A 19,183-nucleotide genomic window follows, 5' to 3' on the forward strand; every position below is an offset into this window, starting at 1 on the left:
GATTGAGGACATGGCCACCATCACCGTGCGGTACTTCGCCGCGGCCGCCGAGGCCGCCGGGCGCGATCAGGAGCAGCTGATCGTCGACGGTCCGGACGCCCTGTCGACGGTGGGCGCCCTGCGTGCGGAGCTGCTCGGGCGCTACGGCGACCCGATGGCGAAGGTGCTGCGCTCCGGTTCGTTCCTCGTCGACGGCAAGGTCAGCCGCGACGACTCCCGTCCTCTCGGCGAGACCGTCGACATCCTGCCGCCGTTCGCCGGCGGCTGAGTCCGGCGAATCCGTTCCACCGCCCGCGCCCCGGGACGCCTGCCCCTCTGGACCCGCGGATCGGGTCCCGAATCGCCGACGATGCCCCGTCTGGCCGAGATTTCCGGCGGATCCGTCGGCGAAACGTGACAAGCTCGGTGATCTGGGGCCGTGGCAGGAAGACAAGAGCCGGAGGAGACGAGCATGAGCGATCTGACCCACCTGCGGGCCGACGGATCCGCGCACATGGTGGACGTGACCGACAAGGCGGTCACGCGCCGTGAGGCGCAAGCACAGGCCGTGGTGCAGACCCGCGCCGACGTGGTCGCGAAGGTCGCCGACGGCACCCTTCCCAAGGGCGAGGCGCTCGGCACCGCGCGCATCGCCGGGATCATGGGCGCGAAGCAGACCTCCACGCTCATCCCGCTCTGCCACCCGCTGCCGCTGAGCCGGGTCGAGATCGACCTCGTGCCGGAAGGCGACCGGGTGCGCATCATCGCCACGGCCGTCACGAAGGGTGTCACCGGGGTCGAGATGGAGGCGCTCACGGCCGCGAGCGTGGCAGCGCTCACCCTCTACGACATGATCAAGGCCGTCGACAAGCACGCCGTGATCGGCGACATCCGCGTGCTCGCGAAGTCCGGCGGCAAGAGCGGCGACTGGACCGCGGAGTGACCGCGACACCGTCCTCCGCCCGATCCGCGACCGTGCTCGTGGTGTCGACGCGAGCCTCCGCGGGCGTGTACGCCGACGAGACCGGGCCGATCATCCGCTCGTGGCTGGCCGAACGCGGGTTCGCGGTCGGCGATCCGGTCGTCGTCGCCGACGCCTCCGTGGCGGACGCGCTCGCGGCCGCGCTCGCCGATACCCCCGATCTGCTGCTCACGACGGGCGGCACCGGGCTCTCCCCCGACGACCGCACGCCCGAGGCGACCGCCGCGCTGCTCGACCGGGAGATCCCCGGCCTCATGGAGGAGCTGCGTCGCCGCGGCCTCGCTGCGACCCCGATGGCGCTGCTCACCCGCGGTGTGGCCGGAGTCGCGGGGCGCACCGTCGTGATGAACCTCCCCGGCTCGCGCGGCGGCGTGCGCGACGGCCTCGCGGTGCTGGATCCGATCCTGGACCACCTGCTGGCCCAGCTGGGCGGGCACGGCGATCACGAACGCACCCCGTAGGCTGAGACGCCTATGGCTATCGGGGCGACGATCCACACGTTCGACGTGCAGCTGGCGGACACCGACCGCGGCGTCTACGAGGACTACTCGCTGCGCGTGGCGCGGCACCCCTCCGAGACCGACGCGTACATGCTGACCCGGCTGCTCGCTTACGGGCTGGAGTTCGCCGAGGGGATCGCCTTCAGCGAGGGGCTCTCCTCGACCGACGAGCCCGCGGTCGTCGTGCGCGACCTCACCGGGCGGATCACGGCCTGGGTCGAGGTAGGCGCGCCCGACGCCGAGCGCCTGCACTACGGAAACCGCCTGGCCGAGCGCACCGTCGTGTACACGCACCGCGACCCGGCCAAGGTCATGGCACCCTGGGAGGGCAAGCGGATCCACCGCTCCGAGCACATCCGCGTCTACAGCTTCGACCCGGGCTTCATCGAGTCCGCGGTGCCGCTGCTCGAGCGCCGCAACACGGTCACGATGACCGTCACCGAGCGCACGCTCTACCTCGATCTGAACGGCACGTCCCTGACGACCGCGATCCACGAGCACGAGCTCGGCTGAGGTCTCGCGGCGTCGCCTCCCGGGTCGTTGAGCGAGCGGAGCGAGACGAAACGCAGTGCCTCGCGGATCTTCTCCGTATGTGCACCCCGTTTTGTCTCAGTCGCCTCCGGCGTCTTCGCTCAACGACCCCGATGAACCGCCAGGCACCCCGTGCCCGCGCAGCTCGCGCCGAGTCAGGTGGTGCGCCGGGGGCTCCGTGCCCTCCACATAGGCCGCCGCGATGGCGGACAGCTGCGAGGTCGAGGTCGGAGGCTCCGACGGAGCAGCCGCGGACCCTGCCACGTGAGACGCCGCGGCGGAACCCTTGCCTGACGATTCGTCCGTGACGGTGGCCGGATCGCTCACCCGCTCCGCTGCCGCCGCAGACGTGCCGCCCGACGGCGCTTCCGGCACCGTGGGGGCGCCCGGATCCGACGTGTCCGTGCCACCCTGCGACCCGCCGGCCTTCGCCGCACGCTTGGCCGCCCGGCGCTCCCTGGCCCCCTCGACGAGGTTGTACAGCGTGGGCAACACCAGCAGGGTCAGCACGGTCGACGACACCAGGCCGCCGATCACGACGATCGCGAGCGGCTGCGAGATGAATCCGCCGTGGCCAGTGATCCCGAGCGCCATCGGGGTGAGCGCGAAGATCGTGGCGAGCGCAGTCATCAGGATCGGGCGCAGACGCCGGGATCCGCCCGCGATGGTCGCGTCGTGCGCGTTCATGCCCTTCTCGCGGTACTGGTTCACGAGGTCCACGAGCACGATCGCGTTGGTCACCACGATGCCGATGAGCATGAGCACGCCGATGAGGGAGGCGACGCCGAGCGGCACGCCGGTGGCGATCTGCAGCAGGATCGCACCGGTCGCCGCGAACGGCACCGAGCTCAGCAGCAGGATCGGCTGACGTAGCGACTTGAACGTCGCGACCATCACGATGTAGACGATGAGGATCGCTGCGAGCATCGCGAGCCCGAGCTGACCGAACGCATCCTGCTGCTGCGTGACCACGCCGCCGAGGGACGCGTCCGCTCCGGAGGGCAGCTTGGCGTTGGTGATCGCCTTCGACACGGATGCCGAGGCGCTCGCGAGGTCGTTGCCCTTCGGGGTGACCGAGACGGTCGCGGTGCGCTGCCCGCGCTGAGTCGTGACCGACGCCGGGCTCTCGCTCTGCTGCACCGTCGCGATCTGGTCCAGGCGGAGGAGCCCTGTCCGGCTCGGGATGGTCAGCGACTTGAGCGCGTCGACCGTGGTCGGCGGGTTCGCACTCTGCAGGTAGACGGTGAGCGAGGATCCGTCGATCTCCACGGATCCGATCTGCTGCGGACGCATCGCCTGCGAGACGATGCCGCCGACCGCGACCTCGCTGAGTCCCGCCTTCGCGGCATCCGCGCGGTCGACCTGCACGGAGATGTACGGCAGCGACGCGGAGAGGTTGCTGGAGACCTGGTTCACGCCCGCCGAGCCCTTGAGCTCCTTCACGAGCGCGTCGGCCGCACTCGTCAGAGTCTTCTCGTCCGGCGCGGTGATCTTCACCTGGATGTCACTGGATCCGAAACCCTCCGACGCGGCGATCGTGATGTCGCCGACGCCGTCGAGCTTCTTCACAGCCGCGCGGACATCGGACTGCACAGTGTCCTGGTCCGCCGACGGATCGGTCGTGATCGAGTAGGTGATGCCGGATCCGCCGCCGGAGAAGGCATCCCGCAGGGCGGATCCGCTCGAGCCGATCGAGACCTGCACGGTCTTGATGCCGTGGATGTCCTTGATCGCCTCCTCGACCTTCTGCGCCGCCTTGTCCTCGGCGTCGAGGCTGGGCGACTGCCCCAGCGACTGCGTCATCCGGAACGTGTTCTGCCCGCTGGATCCGAGGAAGTTGACCTTCATGAGCGGCGCCGCCGCCAGAGTTCCCACGAGTACGACGACGGCGAGCAGGACCGTGATCCAGGAGTGCTTGAGCGTCCAGCGCAGGATCGGCAGGTACGCCTTCTGCAGGCGAGTCGGCGGGGCGTCCTCATGCTCGGGGTCGATCGCATGGCCGTCTGCGCCGAGCAGCGGCTTGCCCGGGCGCAGGAACCAGTAGGCCAGCACCGGCACGATGGTGAGAGCGACGAGCAGCGACGCCGCCATCGCGATCGTCACGGTGAGCGCGAACGGCCGGAACAGCTCGCCGGTCATGTCGCCGACGAACGCGATCGGAAGGAACACGGCGACCGTGGTGATTGTCGAGGCGGTGACCGCCGTCGCCACCTCGCGCACCGCGCTCAGGATCGCGGTCTTCTTGTCGGCGCCCTGCACATAGTGCCGCTTGATGTTCTCGATCACGACGATCGAGTCGTCTACTACGCGGCCGATCGCGATCGTGAGCGCGCCGAGTGTGAGGATGTTGAGCGAGTAGCCGAACGCCTGTATGCCGATGAACGTGATGAGCACGCTGGTCGGGATCGAGATCGCGGTGACGAGCGTCGAGCGCACGGAGAGCAGGAAGATCAGGATCACCAGCACGGCGAAGACGAGCCCGAGCAGACCCTCCTGGGCGAGCGACTCGATCGACTGCTGGATGAACGGCGCCTGATCGAACACGGTCGTGAAGGTCGCCCCGGGCAGGTCCTTCTTGAGCTCGGGGATGAGGGCGGTGACGGCCTTCGACACGTCCACCGTGTTGGCCGAGGGCAGCTTCGTGACCGCGATCGTGAGGGCGGTCTTGCCGTCGACCCGGGAGAGCGAGGTGACCGGATTCCCGTCGATCGAGACCTTCGCGACGGATCCGACGGTGACGCCGGGCGTCGCCGCGCCGACCAAGGGGATCGCCTGCACCTGCTCGACGCTGGTGAGCTTCTCACCGGTCTGCACGGTGAGCGTGTTCTCGTCCTCCGTGATGGACCCGCCCGGGAACAGAGTGCCGTTCTGCTGCAGCGCATCCTTGATCGCGCTCGAGGTCAGCCCCGCCCCGAGCAGGGCGGTGGTGTCGGGGGTGATCGTGAGCCGCTTGCCCTGCCCGCCGACGAGCGACGCCGCGTTCACGCCCTTGAGCCGCTCGATCTTCGGGATGATCGTGTTCGTGAGGCGCTGCTGCGCCGCCTCGGCGTCGGAGAAGCCGGTGACCGCGACCTGGATCACGGGGAAGTCGTCGATCGACGCCGTGATGACCTGCGGATCCACGCCGTCGGGCAGCTGGGACTTGATCCGACCGATCGCCTGGTTGATCTTCTGCTCGGCCGTCGCGAGGTTGGTCCCGTAGGCGAAGGACGCCTGGATCACGGAGGAGTTCGTCGTGCTCGTGGCGGTCGAGGTATCGAGGCCAGGGACGCCCTGGATCGCCGTCTCGATCGGGGTCGACACGTCGTGCTCGACGACCTCGGGCGAGGCGCCGGGGTAGCTGGCGACGATCGCGAGCTGCGGGAACTCGATCGACGGGATCAGCTCCTGCTTCAGGTTCGTGAGCGCGAGGCCGCCGAACACGGCGGCCACGATCGTGATGAGCGCGATCAGGGCGCGGTTGCGCAGGCTCAGGACGGCGAGCTTCGACACGGGTCCCCCTTCGTACTCCGGGGCGGGATCCGGCGTACAGGCCAGAGTCTAGAGCGCCGATGTCTCGCTCCCGTCACAGGATCCCGGCACCCTGCGGCGCCGGGATCCCGGCCGCGGGCTACTGGCAGACGCCGTTCTGATAGTGCGTGTTGAAGGAGTGCACCTGCACCCAGGACACCCGCTTGCCGGTCTCCACACTCCACCGGCGTGAGCCCTGCGCGGGAGCGGTGGCGTAGTTGGTGCCATACGAGGCCGAGGTGCCGTCGACGAAATGGGCGTTGAGCTCGTAGATGTCAGGGGCGCTGTCGTAGCTGACGATGACGCGCTCGCCGTCGACCGTGTAGCTGCCGTTGTCGACGGCCGCAGCGCTCCCGCAGGTCACCACGTCGTCGGCGGCACCGTTCGTCGACGCGGCCGCGAGGGGCACCGCCGTGACCGCCGCGATCACGGGGATGCTCCAGGCTGCTCCCTTGATGACGGTGCGGCGGCTCAACGTGCTGCGGGCCTCGGTGTTCTGCTCGGACATGGTTCTCTCCCCTGATGACGTGGCCCGCGGGCGCACGGAGGTGCGGCGCGGGCATGGATGCGATTGCGCGCGGGCATGCGGACGCGCAGCCCCAGGCGCGTGCGGACGGCGCTCGGGTGCGCCGTCCGCACTCACCACGTTCACCCCCGCGAGAGCGCCAGTCGCGTCATCCGGCGCAGAATCACCCCCTCACTCACCCACCCGGGTGAGCGCCGGAGCATGTGAACCCGTAGCGTGGCAGATGGTTGAAGCATGCAGGCGCATGCACCTGCCGGCCGGGTGCCGGCGCGGGGGATTCGTGGGGACGAGCGTGGATATCGGGGAGCGGTTCATCGATGCGGTGTTGTCGAGCCGAGATGCGGACGCCGCCGCGCTCGTGGAGATCTGGCCGATCGAGCTCTGGTACTCGCTGCCGCCCTACCAGCTCCGGACGCTCCTGGACCGGCTCTCTCCTGAGGCGCATCACCTGAGCCCCACGGTCTCTCTTCTCTCGCGCGCCCTGGCGCCGGACGACGCGACCTTCCGGATGCCGCGTCGGCGCGGACCGGTGCCGGCGAATCATCACCGCCGCGCGTCGATCTTCGAGGCAGCACGGCGACGGGTCGCCGGGGATCCTGTCGGTGCGTTCGAGCTGCTCTCGAGCCTTCGCGAGAACGTCGCCGGAGCTTCCCGCACCGGCATCGGCCCCACCGACCCCGCTCTGGCGTTCGTTCTGATGCAGACCGCGGAGTCGGCGCTCCTCGCCGGACGTCTGCGGGACGCGCTGGCCCTGTTCGAGGAGCTGGCCGCAGCACCGCGGACGGGCGATATGGAGTTCTTCGCCCGCAGAGCGCACCTGCGGGCAGCGCTCATCCACCAGCACTACGGCAATACCTGTGTCGCTCGATCCCATCTGCAGCAGTCCGCAGAGGTGCCGCGCACCACGAGCTGGGTGGAGAGCCGGCTGGATGGCGATCAGCGGCTGGTCGAGATCATGGTCGCGTCGGAGGATCTCAACGAGGCCTTCTCCGCTCTGCTGACCCTGACCTATTCGGATCTGGGTGAGCTGTGGCCGTTCGCGGTGATCGCCCTGCACGCATGGGGCTCCATCACGGGCCGTCGCGATGCGGCGCGCTCTCGCATGGAGGCGATGGCGAACGCCGGGTTCGGACGAGATGGCACAGGGCTCATCGGCTCGACGCTGCCCCTCATGCTCGCGCTGGACTCGCTCCTGAACGGCGACCTCCCCCGGGCGCAGGCCGAGATCCGCGACGTCCAGGAGGATCACTGGATAGCCACCGTGGTGCGCGCGCTGATCGACATCGGATCCGGCGCGCCTCGCCGCGCGCTGGACAGCCTCGAGGCCGCGGCCGACGCGACGGCCGGGCTTCTGCAGGCCGACCGGCAGCGATACCTGGTCTCGGCGCTCGCGCACTATCTGAGCGGCGACTCAGGAAGGGCGTCCGCCACGATTGCTCTGCTCCCGGTCAGCGCGCGTCGATGCAGCCCCTACGAGATCTCGGTGCTCGACACCCTGGCGCCGGGTGTCCTCGGGGTGGTCGCCGATCTCGTCCCCGAGCTGCTGCCGGAGGGCTTCTCCTTCGACCGGGCGGGCGTGCTCGAGAAACCGACGCTCACGCGGCCGGAGCTCGAAGTGCTGACACGGCTGGCGCGCGGGATGACCAGACCGGACATCGCACGGGACCTCTTCCGCTCGATCAACACGGTCAAGACCCACCAGCGTTCGCTGTACCGCAAACTCGGGGCATCATCGGCCGCGGAAGCGGTCGCCCTTGCCACCGAGTCCGGATACCTCTGGCATCTGCCGCAGCCGTCACCGCTCCGGCCGTGAAACCGGGCCCCGCCGGGTGAACCGCCGCGTCTAGTCTGGGACGATGTCCCGTCTTCTCGTCCGCCGCCCCTCGCCCCGCCTCGCCGAAGGCGAGCTCACGCACATCGAGCGGGTCCCCGTGGATCCCGAGCTCGCACAGCGCCAGTGGGAGGCATACGTCGAGGTGTACCGATCCCGCGGTTGGGACGTGATCGACATCGATCCGGACGACGCGCACGCCGACGGCGTGTTCGTCGAGGACACCGTGGTCATGTTCGGCGACATCGCGCTGCTCACCCGGCCCGGCGCGGACTCGCGGCGCGGCGAGATCGACACGACTCGCGCGGCCCTCGAGAAGGCGGGCATCGACTACGCCGAGGTCGAGGCGCCCGGCACCCTCGACGGCGGAGACGTGCTCAAGGTCGGCCGCACGGTCTACGTCGGGCAGACCCTGCGCACGAACGCCGAGGGCATCCGGCAGATGGATACGTTGCTCGCCCCGCGCGGCTGGACCGTCGTGCCGGTCGAGGTCACCAAGGTGCTGCACCTGAAGAGCGGCGTCACGGCTCTGCCCGACGGCACCGTGATCGGCTATCCCCCGCTCGTCGACGACCCGTCGATCTACCCCGAGTTCCTGGCCGTCCCGGAGGAGCATGGCACCGCCGTCGTCGTGCTCGACGAGAACACGGTGCTCATGTCGGCCGACGCCCCGCAGAGCGCGCAGCTGTTCCGCGACCGCGGCCTCACGGTGATCGAGACCCCCGTCTCCGAGTTCGAGAAGCTCGAGGGCTGCGTCACCTGCCTGTCGGTGCGCGTGCGCGACTGAAACCGCGGCTGCGGGCTGCGGCGGCGGCAGCGACTGAATCCACGACTGCGACTACGTCCGTCACGGTGCGACGATCAGCACAGCATGCAACGATTCGCACGCGTGGTGACGGGATCCGTGTGCTGATCGTCGCATCGTGTGCTGATCGTGGCAGCGCGTATCCGGGTGGCCGGAGCTCAGGCGGCGAGAGCCGTGCCGAGTGCGAGCCCGCCGACAGCGGCGAGGATCCCGAGCAGCAGCATCCCGACGGCGTTGAAGGCGCCGGCGCGCGAGGATCCGTCCCGCCACAGCGCGACCGTGTCGAGCATCGCCGTGCTGAACGTGGTGTAGCCGCCGAGCAGGCCCGCGCCGACGATGAAGGCTGCGCCGGGGAACCCGCCGCTGACGACACCGAGCACGAAGGATCCGGTCACGTTGATCACCAGCACGCCCCATGGGAAGCGCGTGCCGACGAGCCGAGCCACGCCGAGATCGACGAGGTAGCGCAGACCTGCTCCGACACCCCCGGCGAGCGCGGCGTACAGGAAGACCAGCGGGGTCATCCGCGCGCCTGCGTGTGCGAGGCGCGGGGGCGCCTCCCGCGCCAGCGGCCCGGCCGGCCGAGATCGAGACCGAGGGCCGCGGCCCCGATGCCGAGTGCGACGCTGCCGATCGCGTACGCCGAAGCGAGCCACGGCTGGGCATGCCACAGCGTCACCGTGCCGACGGCGAACGCGCTGTAGGTGGTGAACCCGCCGAGCACACCGGTGCCCAGCAGCACCCGCACCGCATGCGAGCCGGGCAGCCGCGCGGCGAGCACGCCGATGAGGAAGGCGCCCACGAGGTTCGCGATGAGCGTGGCCCACGGCACGGCGGCCAGCCCGTGACCGCTCGGCACGGGGAGGGCGAGTCCGAGTCCCAGGCGCGCGGCGGTGCCGACCACGCCCCCCGCGACGACGAGCGCGAGGCGGAGGGGGACGGGCGAGTTCACGCCCGTCAGCCTAGACCCGGCGTCTCGGCGGGCTCGTCCGACGGCACGCGGATCGCCCCGCTTCCAGGCCGGTTCCGTAGACTCGGCCGGGTGGCGGCGGCCCTGCCCGAGGGACCGCCCCCGCCGAGCCGGCCGAGGAGGACGATGCGCGCGTGACCATGAGGATCGCCTTCGGCTGGTCGCGTCTGCTCACCGCGGCCGTGTGCGGAGTCGCCCTCGTGGACCGCCTGTTCTGGGGCCTGGGCTCGCAGACCATCGCCGGCCAGAACTTCCTCGCGTACCTCACGATCGAGTCGAACATCGCGTTCGCCGTCCTCGCCCTGATCGCAGGGATCATCGCGCTGCGCACGCCGGAGGATCCCGCCTGGCTCACCACCGCACGTGCGGTCGTGCTCAGCTGGACCATCACGGCCGGTCTCGCGTTCGCCCTGATCGTGTGGCAGGCGGGCCTGCACGGCATCCCGATCTGGGTGCCGTGGTCCGACGTGGTGCTGCATTTCGTGCTTCCGGCGTGGACCGTCGTCGCCTGGGTCTTCGGCCCCGGCCGGCGCGCGGCCTCCTGGCAGATCGTGCCGTACGTGCTCCTCTACCCCGTCGCCTGGGGCGTGTTCACGATCTGGCGCGGCGGCCTGGTCGGCTGGTATCCGTACTACTTCCTGGATCCGCGTCAGGTGTCGGGGCTGCCCGAGATGATCGTCACCTGCGTCATCGCTCTGGCGATCTTCGCCCTGGTCGCGAGCGCCCTGGTCGCCCTGAGCCGGCTGCGCACCACGGCGCGGACGGATCTGCGCGGCACTCCGAAAGCGGACGGGGACGACCCGGATCCGGCCTGAGTTCAGGGCGTCGGCGTCGGCGTCGCCGAGACGAAGAATCGCAGCGACTCGCGCACGGCGGACTCCGCGTCGCCGTCTCCGAGCTTCGCGAAGGCCTCGGCCTCTGGCCCGCCGACGAGACCCACGAGCACGGGCCGGCCGGTGACCGGCTGGAGGTTCAGCCAGGTGCGGATCGGGCCGTCGCCCCCGACGACGTGCCAGAGGTCCGCATCGACCTTCCAGAACGCCTCGTCGAACTGCACCCACACCGTCTCCACGTATCCCGAGGCGAGCGCCGCGATCGCACCACGATGCGTGAACGGCAGCGGCGGGGCGAACTCGATCGCCCCGTGCTGCAGCACCCCGAGCGGGACCGTGACGACCACGCGATCGAAGGACAGCGACTCGCCGGTGGCCAGGCGCAGGCTCACCCCCGAGTCGTCGTAGGCGATGCGCGTCACCGGTGAGGCGAGCGTGACCTTGATGCCGTCGAGCGGCGTGTTCACGAGCGCGGCGACATCTCCATCAGCGCCCACGAGCCCGTCGGGGACGAACGTCGGCGGGAACCAGCTCGACGCCTTCTCCGCGTCGGCACCTGTGGTCGCCTGCAGCCAGGCGAGAGCCGCGGCGAGCGCCGGATCGGCCGGGTCGGCGCCGGCGGCCCGGAGCGCCGCGTCGATCGACGCGTCGGCCGGCGCGTTCGCCGCCTGCTCGATCGCGTGCCGCAGCGGTCCGCCGTCGAGGGCGGACGCTGCGCCGTCCTTCGACCAGCCCGTGGGCGTGCCGAACGTCAGCCGGTGGATGCCCTGGGCGGCCAGCTCACCGCCCAGGGTGCCCGCCTCTTCGCCCGCCGACAGCCACGCCCCCAGCTGCACCGGGATCGGCCACTTCTTGTCCGCGATCGAATGGATCCGTCCCCCGGTGCGCTCGCGCGCCTCGAGCACGGTCACGGTGCGCCCTGCATCGGTGAGCGCACGGGCGGCGGCGGCTCCGGCGGCGCCCGCACCGACGACGGCGACGCGCTCGCCGCTCGTGGACGCGTCGACGAGCAGCGCCGCGGCCCGCTGCCCCGAGTCGATCGCGCCCGGGACGGTTCCGGGATGATCCGGATCCGTCGTCTCACCGGCGAGGAAGACGCGGTCACCGATCGGCTCGGCGAGATCCTTGCGCAGCTGCGGCGTCGCCCCGGCCGGCAGGTAACTCATCGCGCCGCGGGAATATGCGTCCGTCGACCAGGTGCTGCGCATCCACGCCGTCGGCTCCGGTGCGGCGCCGGGCGGCACGCTCGGCATCGGCGAGGGCGGGGCGGTCGTCGGGGTCTTGGTGGGCTGCGGCTCGGGCGTGCAGGCCGCGAGCACCACCGCGACGGCACCGGCTCCGGCGCCGACGAGCAGGGTTCGCCGCGAGATGCCCATCGTGGTGCCAGCCTATCCCGGGTGCCGGAGAGGCCGCCGTGGGACCCTGACCCGGGCCAGGCGCTGACGCCGAAAGATGGATGACGTCGCTCCGGACGACCCTGGAGCGCCGAAATCCATCTCCAGGCGAGGCCTCATCCTCCTCAGAGAAGGAAGACGCTGCTCGGACATGGTTCCGAGCAGCGTCTTCCTTCTTTGACGCGACCGCGGAGCCGGTTCAGGATCCGATTACAGGTTCGCCTCCGCGTAGACGCGCAGGGCGTCGCGGACGAACTCCGCGCCGGCGGTGCCGGTGGTTCCCTGTGTCGCAGCGGCGGACCGGTCGGCGTCGGTGGCGTAGTTCGCGCCGAAGCGCGGATCCGCCACGTACATCTCGCCGAGGCCGATGACGTACGCCTTGCGGTCGCCGGAGGCCCCGTACGCGGGCGTGCCGGGGATGCCGGTGAGCCAGTCGACGTGGCGGCGCGCCACGTCCTGCGCCTCGGGCGATGCCGGATCCGCTCCCGCTTCGGCGAGCGCGATCCAGTCGGCGCCGAGGTCGGCGACGCGCTGCTTCCACGCGGCCTTCTCGTCATCGCTCAGCCCGCGCCACCAGCGGTCGCTGTCGGCGTAGGCCTTCGTACCCCAGCGGGTCTCGACCTCGTCCTTGTACTGGGTGTGGTCGAAGCCGTCGAACATGTCGTCAGGCATGAGTGCTCCTCCTTCTCTGAGGGTGGTGATGGTGTTCTCGACCGACGCGATCTGCCGCGCCAGCCTGGTCTGCTCCGCGCGCAGCAGCGCGAGGTGCTTCTCGAGGGCGTCCACCTCGATCGCGGCGTTCGCCGACCGACCGGATCCGGCCCCGTCGGATGCCGGCACGCCCTCTCCGACGACCTGGGCGATCGCCGGCAGCCCCAGCCCCAGCTCGCGCAGGAGCAGGATGCGCTGCAGGCGCAGGAGCGCCCCCTGGTCGTAGTGCCGGTAGCCGTTCGAGGCGACCCGCGTCGGCGGCAGCAGGCCGATGTCGTCGTAGTGCCGCAGGGTGCGGCTCGTGGTGCCGGTCAGCCGCGCGATCTCCTGGATCGACCAGTCCCGATGCGCCATGGGATCCTCCTTCCGTCGTCGATATGACCACCGTAGAAGTTGACGTTGCGTTAATGTCAAGCGGGATCCTTGTCGACGCCGAGGTCGGTCACGGTACGTTCATCCCGTGACCCCCGACGCGCACCCGCTCAACGCCACGCACCCGCTCGCACTCGCTCCGGTGATCGCCCCGCCGCTCACCGTCGACGGGTTCGTCGAGGAGTTCCTGCACAATCTGAACTTCGACGGCGGCGTGACGCTCTCCGCATCCAGCGTGAACGACCGGTATCTTGCCCTCGCCTGCACGGTGCGCGATTACCTGATGGCCCGCTGGCTCGAGGATCAGCGCCGGCAGCAGGAGAGCCAGGCGAAGAGCGTGTGCTACCTCTCCGCCGAATACCTGCTCGGCCGCCAGCTCGACAACGACCTGATCGCGACCGGCTTGTCCGAGGTCGCGGCCGAGGCCCTCGCCGCGTGCGGGATCGACATCGACGAACTGCGCGCGCACGAGATCGAGCCAGGGCTCGGCAACGGCGGACTCGGGCGCCTCGCCGCCTGCTTCGTCGACTCGCTCGCCACCCTCGGCGTACCGAGCACCGGATACGGGATCCGCTACGAGTACGGGATCTTCCGGCAGACCTTCGAGGACGGCCAGCAGGTCGAGCAGCCCGACGCCTGGCTCGCGCTCGGCTCGCCATGGGAGTTCCCGCACCCCGAGCAGGCGCAGACGATCGCCTTCGGCGGGCATACCGAGACGTATGACGACGACGGCACTCCCCGTTCGCGCTGGATCCCGGCCTGGACCGTGCGCGCCGTGCCCTACAACTACATGGTTCCGGGCTTCCACAACGGCCGCGTGAACACCCTGCGGCTGTGGAGTGCGGTCGCCACCGACGCGTTCGATCTGCGCATCTTCAACTCCGGCGACTACGAGCAGGCCGTGCGGGCGCAGACCTATGCGGAGAACATCTCGAAGGTGCTCTATCCCGAGGACTCCACTCCGCAGGGCAAGGAGCTGCGCCTGCAGCAGCAGTACTTCTTCGTCGCCGCATCCATCGCCGACTTCCTGGATCGCCTGCCGGTGGACTTCGACCTCGCACACCTGCCCGATCGCGTGATCTTCCAGTTGAACGACACGCACCCGGTGATCGCGGTCCCCGAACTGCTGCGCGTGCTGGTCGACGAACGCGGCATGCCCTGGGACGACGCCTGGACCATCGCTCAGAAGTGCTTCGCGTACACCTGTCACACCCTGCTGCCGGAGGCCCTCGAGGTCTGGTCCGTCGAGCTGCTGGGCCGGTTGCTGCCGCGGCACCTCGAGATCATCTACCGGATCAACGACGAGTTCCTCGCCGCGGTGCGTGCCCGTTTCGGCGACGACGAGATGCGGATCCGCAACATGTCGATCATCGCGGAGTTCCCCGAGCGCTCCGTGCGCATGGCCTACCTCGCCACCGTGGCAGGCGCGCGCGTGAACGGGGTCGCCGAGCTGCACTCGCAACTGCTGCGCGACAAGGTGCTGCCCGCATTCGCCGAGTTCTTCCCGGACAAGTTCACCAACGTCACGAACGGGGTCACGCCCCGCCGCTTCCTGCGGCTCGCGAACCCCGGGCTCTCCTCGCTCATCACCGAGGCGATCGGCGACGGCTGGGTCACGGATCTGGAGCGGCTGCGCGAGCTCGAGCCCCTCGCCGACGATCCCGGGTTCCGCACCGCGTTCGCCGCGGTGAAGGTCGCCAACAAACGGCACCTGAACGATGTGCTGCTGGCCCGGGACGGGATGACGGTCGGCGACGGGCACCTCGTGGACGTGATGGTCAAGCGCCTGCACGAGTACAAGCGGCAGCTGCTGAAGGTGCTGCACATCGTGAGCTCGTACGAGGGGGTCATCTCGGGGCGGATCCCGCTCGCCGAACTCACTCCGCGCACCGCGCTGTTCGGCGCGAAGGCCGCCCCCGGCTACGCGATGGCCAAGCGGATCATCCACCTCATCAACGCGGTCGGATCCGTCGTCAACACGGATCCGAGGCTCGAAGGCCGCCTGCAGGTGCTGTTCCCGCCGAACTACAACGTCACGCTCGCGGAGAGCGTGATCCCCGCCGCCGACCTCAGCGAGCAGATCTCGCTGGCGGGCAAGGAGGCCTCGGGCACCGGCAATATGAAGTTCGCGCTCAACGGCGCGCTCACGATCGGCACCGACGACGGCGCGAACGTCGAGATCCGCGAGCTCGTTGGCGACGAGAACTTCTTCCTGTTCGGCATGACCGAGCCCGACGTCGAGGCGCTCTCGGCGCGCGGCTACCGGCCGAGCGAGTTCTACCAGGCCGATGCCGACCTGCGCCGCGCCATCGATCTCATCGCGTCCGGCGCCTTCTCCGGTGGTGACCGCTCGGTCTTCGAGCCGATCGTGTCGAACCTGCTGTACGAGGACCGGTTCATGGTGCTCGCCGACTTCGCCGCCTACATGTCGGCGCAGGAGCGCGTGGACGCCGCCTATGCCGACCAGGACGCGTGGTCCCGCGCTGCGATTCTCAACGTCGCCCGGTGCGGCTACTTCTCCTCCGACCGCTCGATCCGCGACTACATCGACCGCATCTGGCACACGCCGCCGACGAGCTGAGGACCGCTTCTTCGTTTCGAAGCGCGCACATGGCTGCATCCACTCCTCGGATGCAGCCATGTGCGCGCTTCGAAACTCCCAGGAAAGAGTCTTGACGCGATCGAGATATATCGTGTTATGCTCTCAAACACGATATATCTCGAGCTGAAGACTCGGGATCCCCCAACTCAGGAGAACAGACATGACCGAGAAGTGGCTCATCGCCCCCGGGCAGGAGCGCGTGATCGACATCGAGCGCGCGTCGAAGCTCAAGATCGGACTCGTCGGCGGACAGGTGGACGTCATCGCGCACGACGAGCCGGGCATCCGGATCGAGGTGCACAACGTCACCGTCAAGGACCTGCGCGTCGAATCCGACGGCACCCAGATCGAGATCGACCACCCGCAGATCGGCTGGGACAACTTCCTCGAGGTGTTCCGCAACTTCGGCGCCGGCGGCCCCAAGGCCGAGATCAGCGTCGCCGTCCCCCGCGACATCGCCCTCACCCTGGGCGTGGTGAGCGCGGGAGCGCTCGTCTCCGGCCTCACCGAGGACGCGCGGCTCAACACCGTCTCCGGCGACCTCATCGTCGACACCCACACCGGCGACCTGAACGTGAACACCGTTTCGGGCGACGTGCAGGTGCGAGGCCTGGCGGGCACGGCCATGGCGAACACCGTCTCGGGCAGCGTCGCGCTGACCGGCGAGGTGCGCAAGGCCACGATCGACAGCGTCTCGGGCGCGATGCTCATCGACGCGACCGGCCCGGTCAACACCGTGTCGCTGAACAGCGTCTCCGGCGACGCCACCGTGCGCCTGGACGAGAACCTCGCCGCGAACTACGTGGCGCGCGCGCTGAGCGGCCGCATCACGATCGACGGCGTTCCGCGGGGATCGTCGGGCCCGTCGAACTTCACGGGATCGCGCGGCGAGCTGTCCGGATCCTTCGCCGATGTGCGGGTGAACACCGTCTCCGGCGACATCACGGTGCTGCGCCGCGACGCCGCCGAGGCCCCGGTGTCGTTCACCTCCGACGGAGAGGACCTGCTGTGAGCCCCGCGGTCTTCTCCCACGGCGATCTGCGTCTGTACCTGCTCGCGCTGCTGGCGGAATCACCGCAGCACGGCTACGGCATCATCCAGGCGCTGACCGATCGCACCGGGGGCACGTACACGCCGAGCGCCGGCACGATCTACCCGCGCCTCGCGAAGCTCGAGGAGGAGGGGCTCGTCACCAAGACGGTCGACGGCCGCACCACGATCTACGCGATCACCGAGGCCGGCCGTGCCGAGCTCACCGCGCGCGAGGGCGACCTGCAGGGCATCGAGGCGGGGCTGAACGACTCGGTGCGCCTGATCGCGAACGAGGTGCGCCAGAGCGTGCAGGAGGCCATGAAGAGCCTCCGCGCCGACCTGGCCGCCGCCGCCCGCGAAGAGCAGAACGCCGGGTCGCCCTCCTCCTACCGGGAGGCCTCCGCTCGCGCGGACGAGCGGATCGCCAGCCGTGAGGAGCTGCGCCGCGCGGACGCCTCGATCAACGAGTTCCGGGCCAGGGTGCGCACAGATCTGCGCACGCACGTCGCACGCGGCGGTATGGTGCCGGCATCGCTCGTGACGCAGCTGGACACCGCGCTCGACGACGCGGCGCGCGCGGTGACCTCGGCCCTGGCGGGCCTGTCTCGCCACTGACGACGTCCCCACCCCGCGAGACTGCAACCCCGTCGCGAGACAGCAGCACAATTCTGCTGGCCCAGGGGTCCTTCTTGTCGTCGGCGATCGGCTCCTCGAGCGGCACGACGAGGATCGGCCGGGACTGGCGGTGCGAGAGCCGGGCGGCGACGGATCCGGTGAAGAACTCACGGATCGACTCTCCGAGGCCCCGACTGCGGGTGCCGACCACGATCAGCTGCGCATCCAGCTCGCCGGCGAGGTGCTTGATCGCGAGCGCCGGGTCGCCGACGAGCTGGCGCGCGGTCCAGGTGACCCCGGAGCCGGCCAGCGCCTTCTCGACCTCGCGGCGCAGCTCGGCGAACTCCTCCGCACCGGTGTCGATGTTCAGGTCGATCGGCGCGGAGTGCACCATCCCGTCCGGATCCTCGAAGGTCACGAACCGGGTGACGTCGACGTGCACGACGACCAGCGCGGCCTTCAACAGGCCGGCGTAGCGGACAGCCTCGGCGAGCACACGCGGGGGCTGTCCCGGCCGGAGCGCGACGATCACGGCCTTCTGCAACTGCGGATCCTGCAGCTCCTGATCCTCGGGGGTGGAGGCTGTGTCGCTCATCTCGTCGTTCCTCTCGGTGCGGCGCTACCGGGGACCCGTCACGGCGAGGTGAGGTGGCCCGCGTGCTATCCTGGATGCTACTCTTACCGGCCGCGAGCCGGTGCCGGAAATAGACAGCGGGCCCCGCATCGCCCACTGCTTACAGTAAGGGGGTCTCGCGCATGGGCCGTGGCCGTCAGAAGGCAAAGCACACCAAGATTGCCCGCGAACTGAAGTCGTACAGTCCGTCGGTGAACTACTCGGCGCTCGAGCGCGAGCTGGGTCACCCGGAGACCGACGACCAGTACGTCGACAAGTGGGCGGATCAGTACACCGACGAAGACGAGGACGAACTCGAAAAGGCCTGAGCCTCGTCGTCCGAAACCCCGCCCCGAGTCCGCTCGCGGCGGGGTCCGTCGTCTTCTGGAACAGCCTCACGCCTGACCGGTCCCGAGCGCCCGCGCGCCCCTGCGAGGATGGATCCATGCCTCACGTCGTCGCGCTCTACCGCCATCCCGTCAAGGGGTTCACCCCCGAGAAGCTGCCCGCCCTCACCGTGCAGGCGGACGGGCGGATCGCCGGTGACCGCGTGCTCGCGTTCCGCTTCGCCGATGCGGCGGCCCCCGAGGAGCGCGACGGACTGGACTACTGGCCGAAGTCCAAGGGTCTCGCGCTCGAGACCTTCCCCGGCCTCGCCGCGCTGCGCCTGGCGTACGACGACGCGGCGCAGAGCATGCGGATCGACCACGCCGGGGAGACGCTCGTGGAGGCGGGCCTGGACGAGGACGGCCGCGCCGAGCTGGTCGATGCGGTGACCGCCTTCGTGCTCGACTCCCCCGACGGCAAGCGCCTGCAGCGCCCGGGACGGCTGCCCCTGACGCTCGTCGGCGACGGCGCGAGCTCCCGATTCCAGGACCGTGGGCGCGGCTACGTCTCGGTGCACAGCGACGCGAGCGTCGCCGCACTCGGCGCCGCGCTCGCGCAGGACGTCGACGACCGCCGGTTCCGCTCGAACATCGTGATCGGCGGCGTCGACGCGTGGGACGAGCTGGACTGGCAGGGCGAGGTCGCGATCGGCGACGTGCGCCTCGCCACGGCCGGGCCGATCGTGCGCTGCCTCGCGACGCACGCGAACCCCGACACCGGCGAGCGCGACGCGAGCGTGCTCAAGACGCTCACCGGATCCCTCGGGCAGGTCCAGCCGACGCTCGGCCGGCTGTTGATCCTCCCCGGGGTCAGCGGCGCCGTGGGTGACGACGCGGGCGTCGGCGGCACGATCCGGGTGGGCGACGAGGTCAGCCTCGGCTGAGGCTGACGCACCGCTCTCAGGATGGTTCTGCCGATCGCCCCTGTGCGCCCGTCGACACGACGCGATCCAGCGAATCCGTCCTGAGAACGGACGTGCCGAGCGCGGCG

The 19,183-nt window shown here is 70.0% G+C and carries 18 protein-coding genes and 1 pseudogene; 12 read left to right on the plus strand and 7 right to left on the minus strand.

From position 1 onward, the window contains the following. Window positions 1-10: 10 nt before the first annotated feature. The 4 genes from AB4078_RS12200 (at window position 11) to AB4078_RS12215 (ending at window position 1,974) form a co-directional block, all read left to right on the plus strand. Window positions 11-268 carry a MoaD/ThiS family protein gene (locus tag AB4078_RS12200; protein ID WP_441977357.1) on the plus strand — a complete coding sequence of 86 codons (258 nt, stop codon included), beginning with the start codon at window positions 11-13 and terminating at the stop codon, window positions 266-268. Between the two features lie 183 nt (window positions 269-451). Next, a complete protein-coding gene (moaC, locus tag AB4078_RS12205) occupies window positions 452-922 on the plus strand; it encodes a cyclic pyranopterin monophosphate synthase MoaC (protein ID WP_441977358.1) in 471 nt (156 codons plus the stop codon). Beyond that, window positions 919-1,422: a MogA/MoaB family molybdenum cofactor biosynthesis protein gene (locus tag AB4078_RS12210; protein WP_441977359.1), complete on the plus strand. Its 504-nt coding sequence runs from the start codon at window positions 919-921 to the stop codon at window positions 1,420-1,422. The genes moaC and AB4078_RS12210 overlap by 4 nt, the downstream gene beginning before the upstream one ends. A gap of 12 nt (window positions 1,423-1,434) precedes the next feature. Then, window positions 1,435-1,974, plus strand: a complete 540-nt coding sequence (locus AB4078_RS12215) for a YaeQ family protein (protein ID WP_441977360.1) — start codon at window positions 1,435-1,437, stop codon at window positions 1,972-1,974. Between the two features lie 96 nt (window positions 1,975-2,070). Here the strand turns inward: AB4078_RS12215 and AB4078_RS12220 are convergent, their stop codons facing one another. Continuing rightward, on the minus strand, window positions 2,071-5,484 hold the full coding sequence (locus tag AB4078_RS12220) for an efflux RND transporter permease subunit (RefSeq protein ID WP_441977361.1): 3,414 nt from the start codon (window positions 5,482-5,484) through the stop codon (window positions 2,071-2,073). A gap of 118 nt (window positions 5,485-5,602) precedes the next feature. Continuing rightward, window positions 5,603-6,010: a hypothetical protein gene (locus AB4078_RS12225; RefSeq protein ID WP_441977362.1), complete on the minus strand. Its 408-nt coding sequence runs from the start codon at window positions 6,008-6,010 to the stop codon at window positions 5,603-5,605. 262 nt (window positions 6,011-6,272) lie between these two features. Here AB4078_RS12225 and AB4078_RS12230 point away from each other — a divergent pair, with 262 nt between their 5' ends. Both AB4078_RS12230 and ddaH read left to right on the plus strand, forming a co-directional pair. Beyond that, window positions 6,273-7,841 carry a helix-turn-helix transcriptional regulator gene (locus AB4078_RS12230; RefSeq protein ID WP_441977363.1) on the plus strand — a complete coding sequence of 523 codons (1,569 nt, stop codon included), beginning with the start codon at window positions 6,273-6,275 and terminating at the stop codon, window positions 7,839-7,841. Between the two features lie 43 nt (window positions 7,842-7,884). Next, complete coding sequence (ddaH, locus tag AB4078_RS12235; protein ID WP_440733100.1) at window positions 7,885-8,646, plus strand: dimethylargininase; 762 nt, start codon at window positions 7,885-7,887, stop codon at window positions 8,644-8,646. A gap of 176 nt (window positions 8,647-8,822) precedes the next feature. Here ddaH and AB4078_RS12240 read toward each other — a convergent pair whose 3' ends face one another. Together AB4078_RS12240 and AB4078_RS12245 are read right to left on the minus strand one after the other, a co-directional pair. Then, window positions 8,823-9,188, minus strand: coding sequence for a fluoride efflux transporter FluC (locus AB4078_RS12240; protein ID WP_441977364.1), 366 nt, complete (start codon window positions 9,186-9,188; stop codon window positions 8,823-8,825). Next, window positions 9,185-9,616 carry a fluoride efflux transporter FluC gene (locus AB4078_RS12245; protein WP_441977365.1) on the minus strand — a complete coding sequence of 144 codons (432 nt, stop codon included), beginning with the start codon at window positions 9,614-9,616 and terminating at the stop codon, window positions 9,185-9,187. Before AB4078_RS12245 ends, AB4078_RS12240 begins: the two co-directional genes overlap by 4 nt. A gap of 158 nt (window positions 9,617-9,774) precedes the next feature. Here AB4078_RS12245 and AB4078_RS12250 point away from each other — a divergent pair, with 158 nt between their 5' ends. Then, a complete protein-coding gene (locus AB4078_RS12250) occupies window positions 9,775-10,449 on the plus strand; it encodes a Pr6Pr family membrane protein (RefSeq protein ID WP_441977537.1) in 675 nt (224 codons plus the stop codon). Window positions 10,450-10,451: 2 nt separating this feature from the next. Here the strand turns inward: AB4078_RS12250 and AB4078_RS12255 are convergent, their stop codons facing one another. Both AB4078_RS12255 and AB4078_RS12260 read right to left on the minus strand, forming a co-directional pair. Next, on the minus strand, window positions 10,452-11,843 hold the full coding sequence (locus AB4078_RS12255; RefSeq protein ID WP_441977366.1) for an FAD-dependent oxidoreductase: 1,392 nt from the start codon (window positions 11,841-11,843) through the stop codon (window positions 10,452-10,454). A gap of 228 nt (window positions 11,844-12,071) precedes the next feature. Further along, window positions 12,072-12,926, minus strand: a complete 855-nt coding sequence (locus AB4078_RS12260) for a MerR family transcriptional regulator (RefSeq protein WP_441977367.1) — start codon at window positions 12,924-12,926, stop codon at window positions 12,072-12,074. A gap of 106 nt (window positions 12,927-13,032) precedes the next feature. Here AB4078_RS12260 and AB4078_RS12265 point away from each other — a divergent pair, with 106 nt between their 5' ends. From AB4078_RS12265 to AB4078_RS12275, 3 genes are all read left to right on the plus strand, one after another. Beyond that, window positions 13,033-15,525, plus strand: coding sequence for a glycogen/starch/alpha-glucan phosphorylase (locus AB4078_RS12265; RefSeq protein WP_441977368.1), 2,493 nt, complete (start codon window positions 13,033-13,035; stop codon window positions 15,523-15,525). Window positions 15,526-15,706: 181 nt separating this feature from the next. Next, window positions 15,707-16,558 (plus strand): DUF4097 family beta strand repeat-containing protein, encoded by an 852-nt coding sequence (locus AB4078_RS12270; RefSeq protein WP_440733094.1) that lies wholly within the window; start codon window positions 15,707-15,709, stop codon window positions 16,556-16,558. Further along, a complete protein-coding gene (locus AB4078_RS12275; RefSeq protein WP_441977369.1) occupies window positions 16,555-17,193 on the plus strand; it encodes a PadR family transcriptional regulator in 639 nt (212 codons plus the stop codon). The genes AB4078_RS12270 and AB4078_RS12275 overlap by 4 nt, the downstream gene beginning before the upstream one ends. A 160-nt stretch (window positions 17,194-17,353) precedes the next feature. Here AB4078_RS12275 and AB4078_RS12280 read toward each other — a convergent pair. Continuing rightward, window positions 17,354-17,788: pseudogene (locus AB4078_RS12280) on the minus strand (universal stress protein); the annotation flags it as partial. A 161-nt stretch (window positions 17,789-17,949) separates the two neighbouring features. Between AB4078_RS12280 and AB4078_RS12285 the strand changes: the two are divergent. Both AB4078_RS12285 and AB4078_RS12290 read left to right on the plus strand, forming a co-directional pair. After that, on the plus strand, window positions 17,950-18,135 hold the full coding sequence (locus AB4078_RS12285) for a DUF3073 domain-containing protein (RefSeq protein ID WP_440733091.1): 186 nt from the start codon (window positions 17,950-17,952) through the stop codon (window positions 18,133-18,135). Between the two features lie 116 nt (window positions 18,136-18,251). After that, window positions 18,252-19,076 carry an MOSC domain-containing protein gene (locus AB4078_RS12290; protein ID WP_441977370.1) on the plus strand — a complete coding sequence of 275 codons (825 nt, stop codon included), beginning with the start codon at window positions 18,252-18,254 and terminating at the stop codon, window positions 19,074-19,076. Window positions 19,077-19,183: the final 107 nt, after the last annotated feature.

It is taken from the genome of Microbacterium sp. 2MCAF23, assembly GCF_052115565.1.
Taxonomy (GTDB): domain Bacteria; phylum Actinomycetota; class Actinomycetes; order Actinomycetales; family Microbacteriaceae; genus Microbacterium.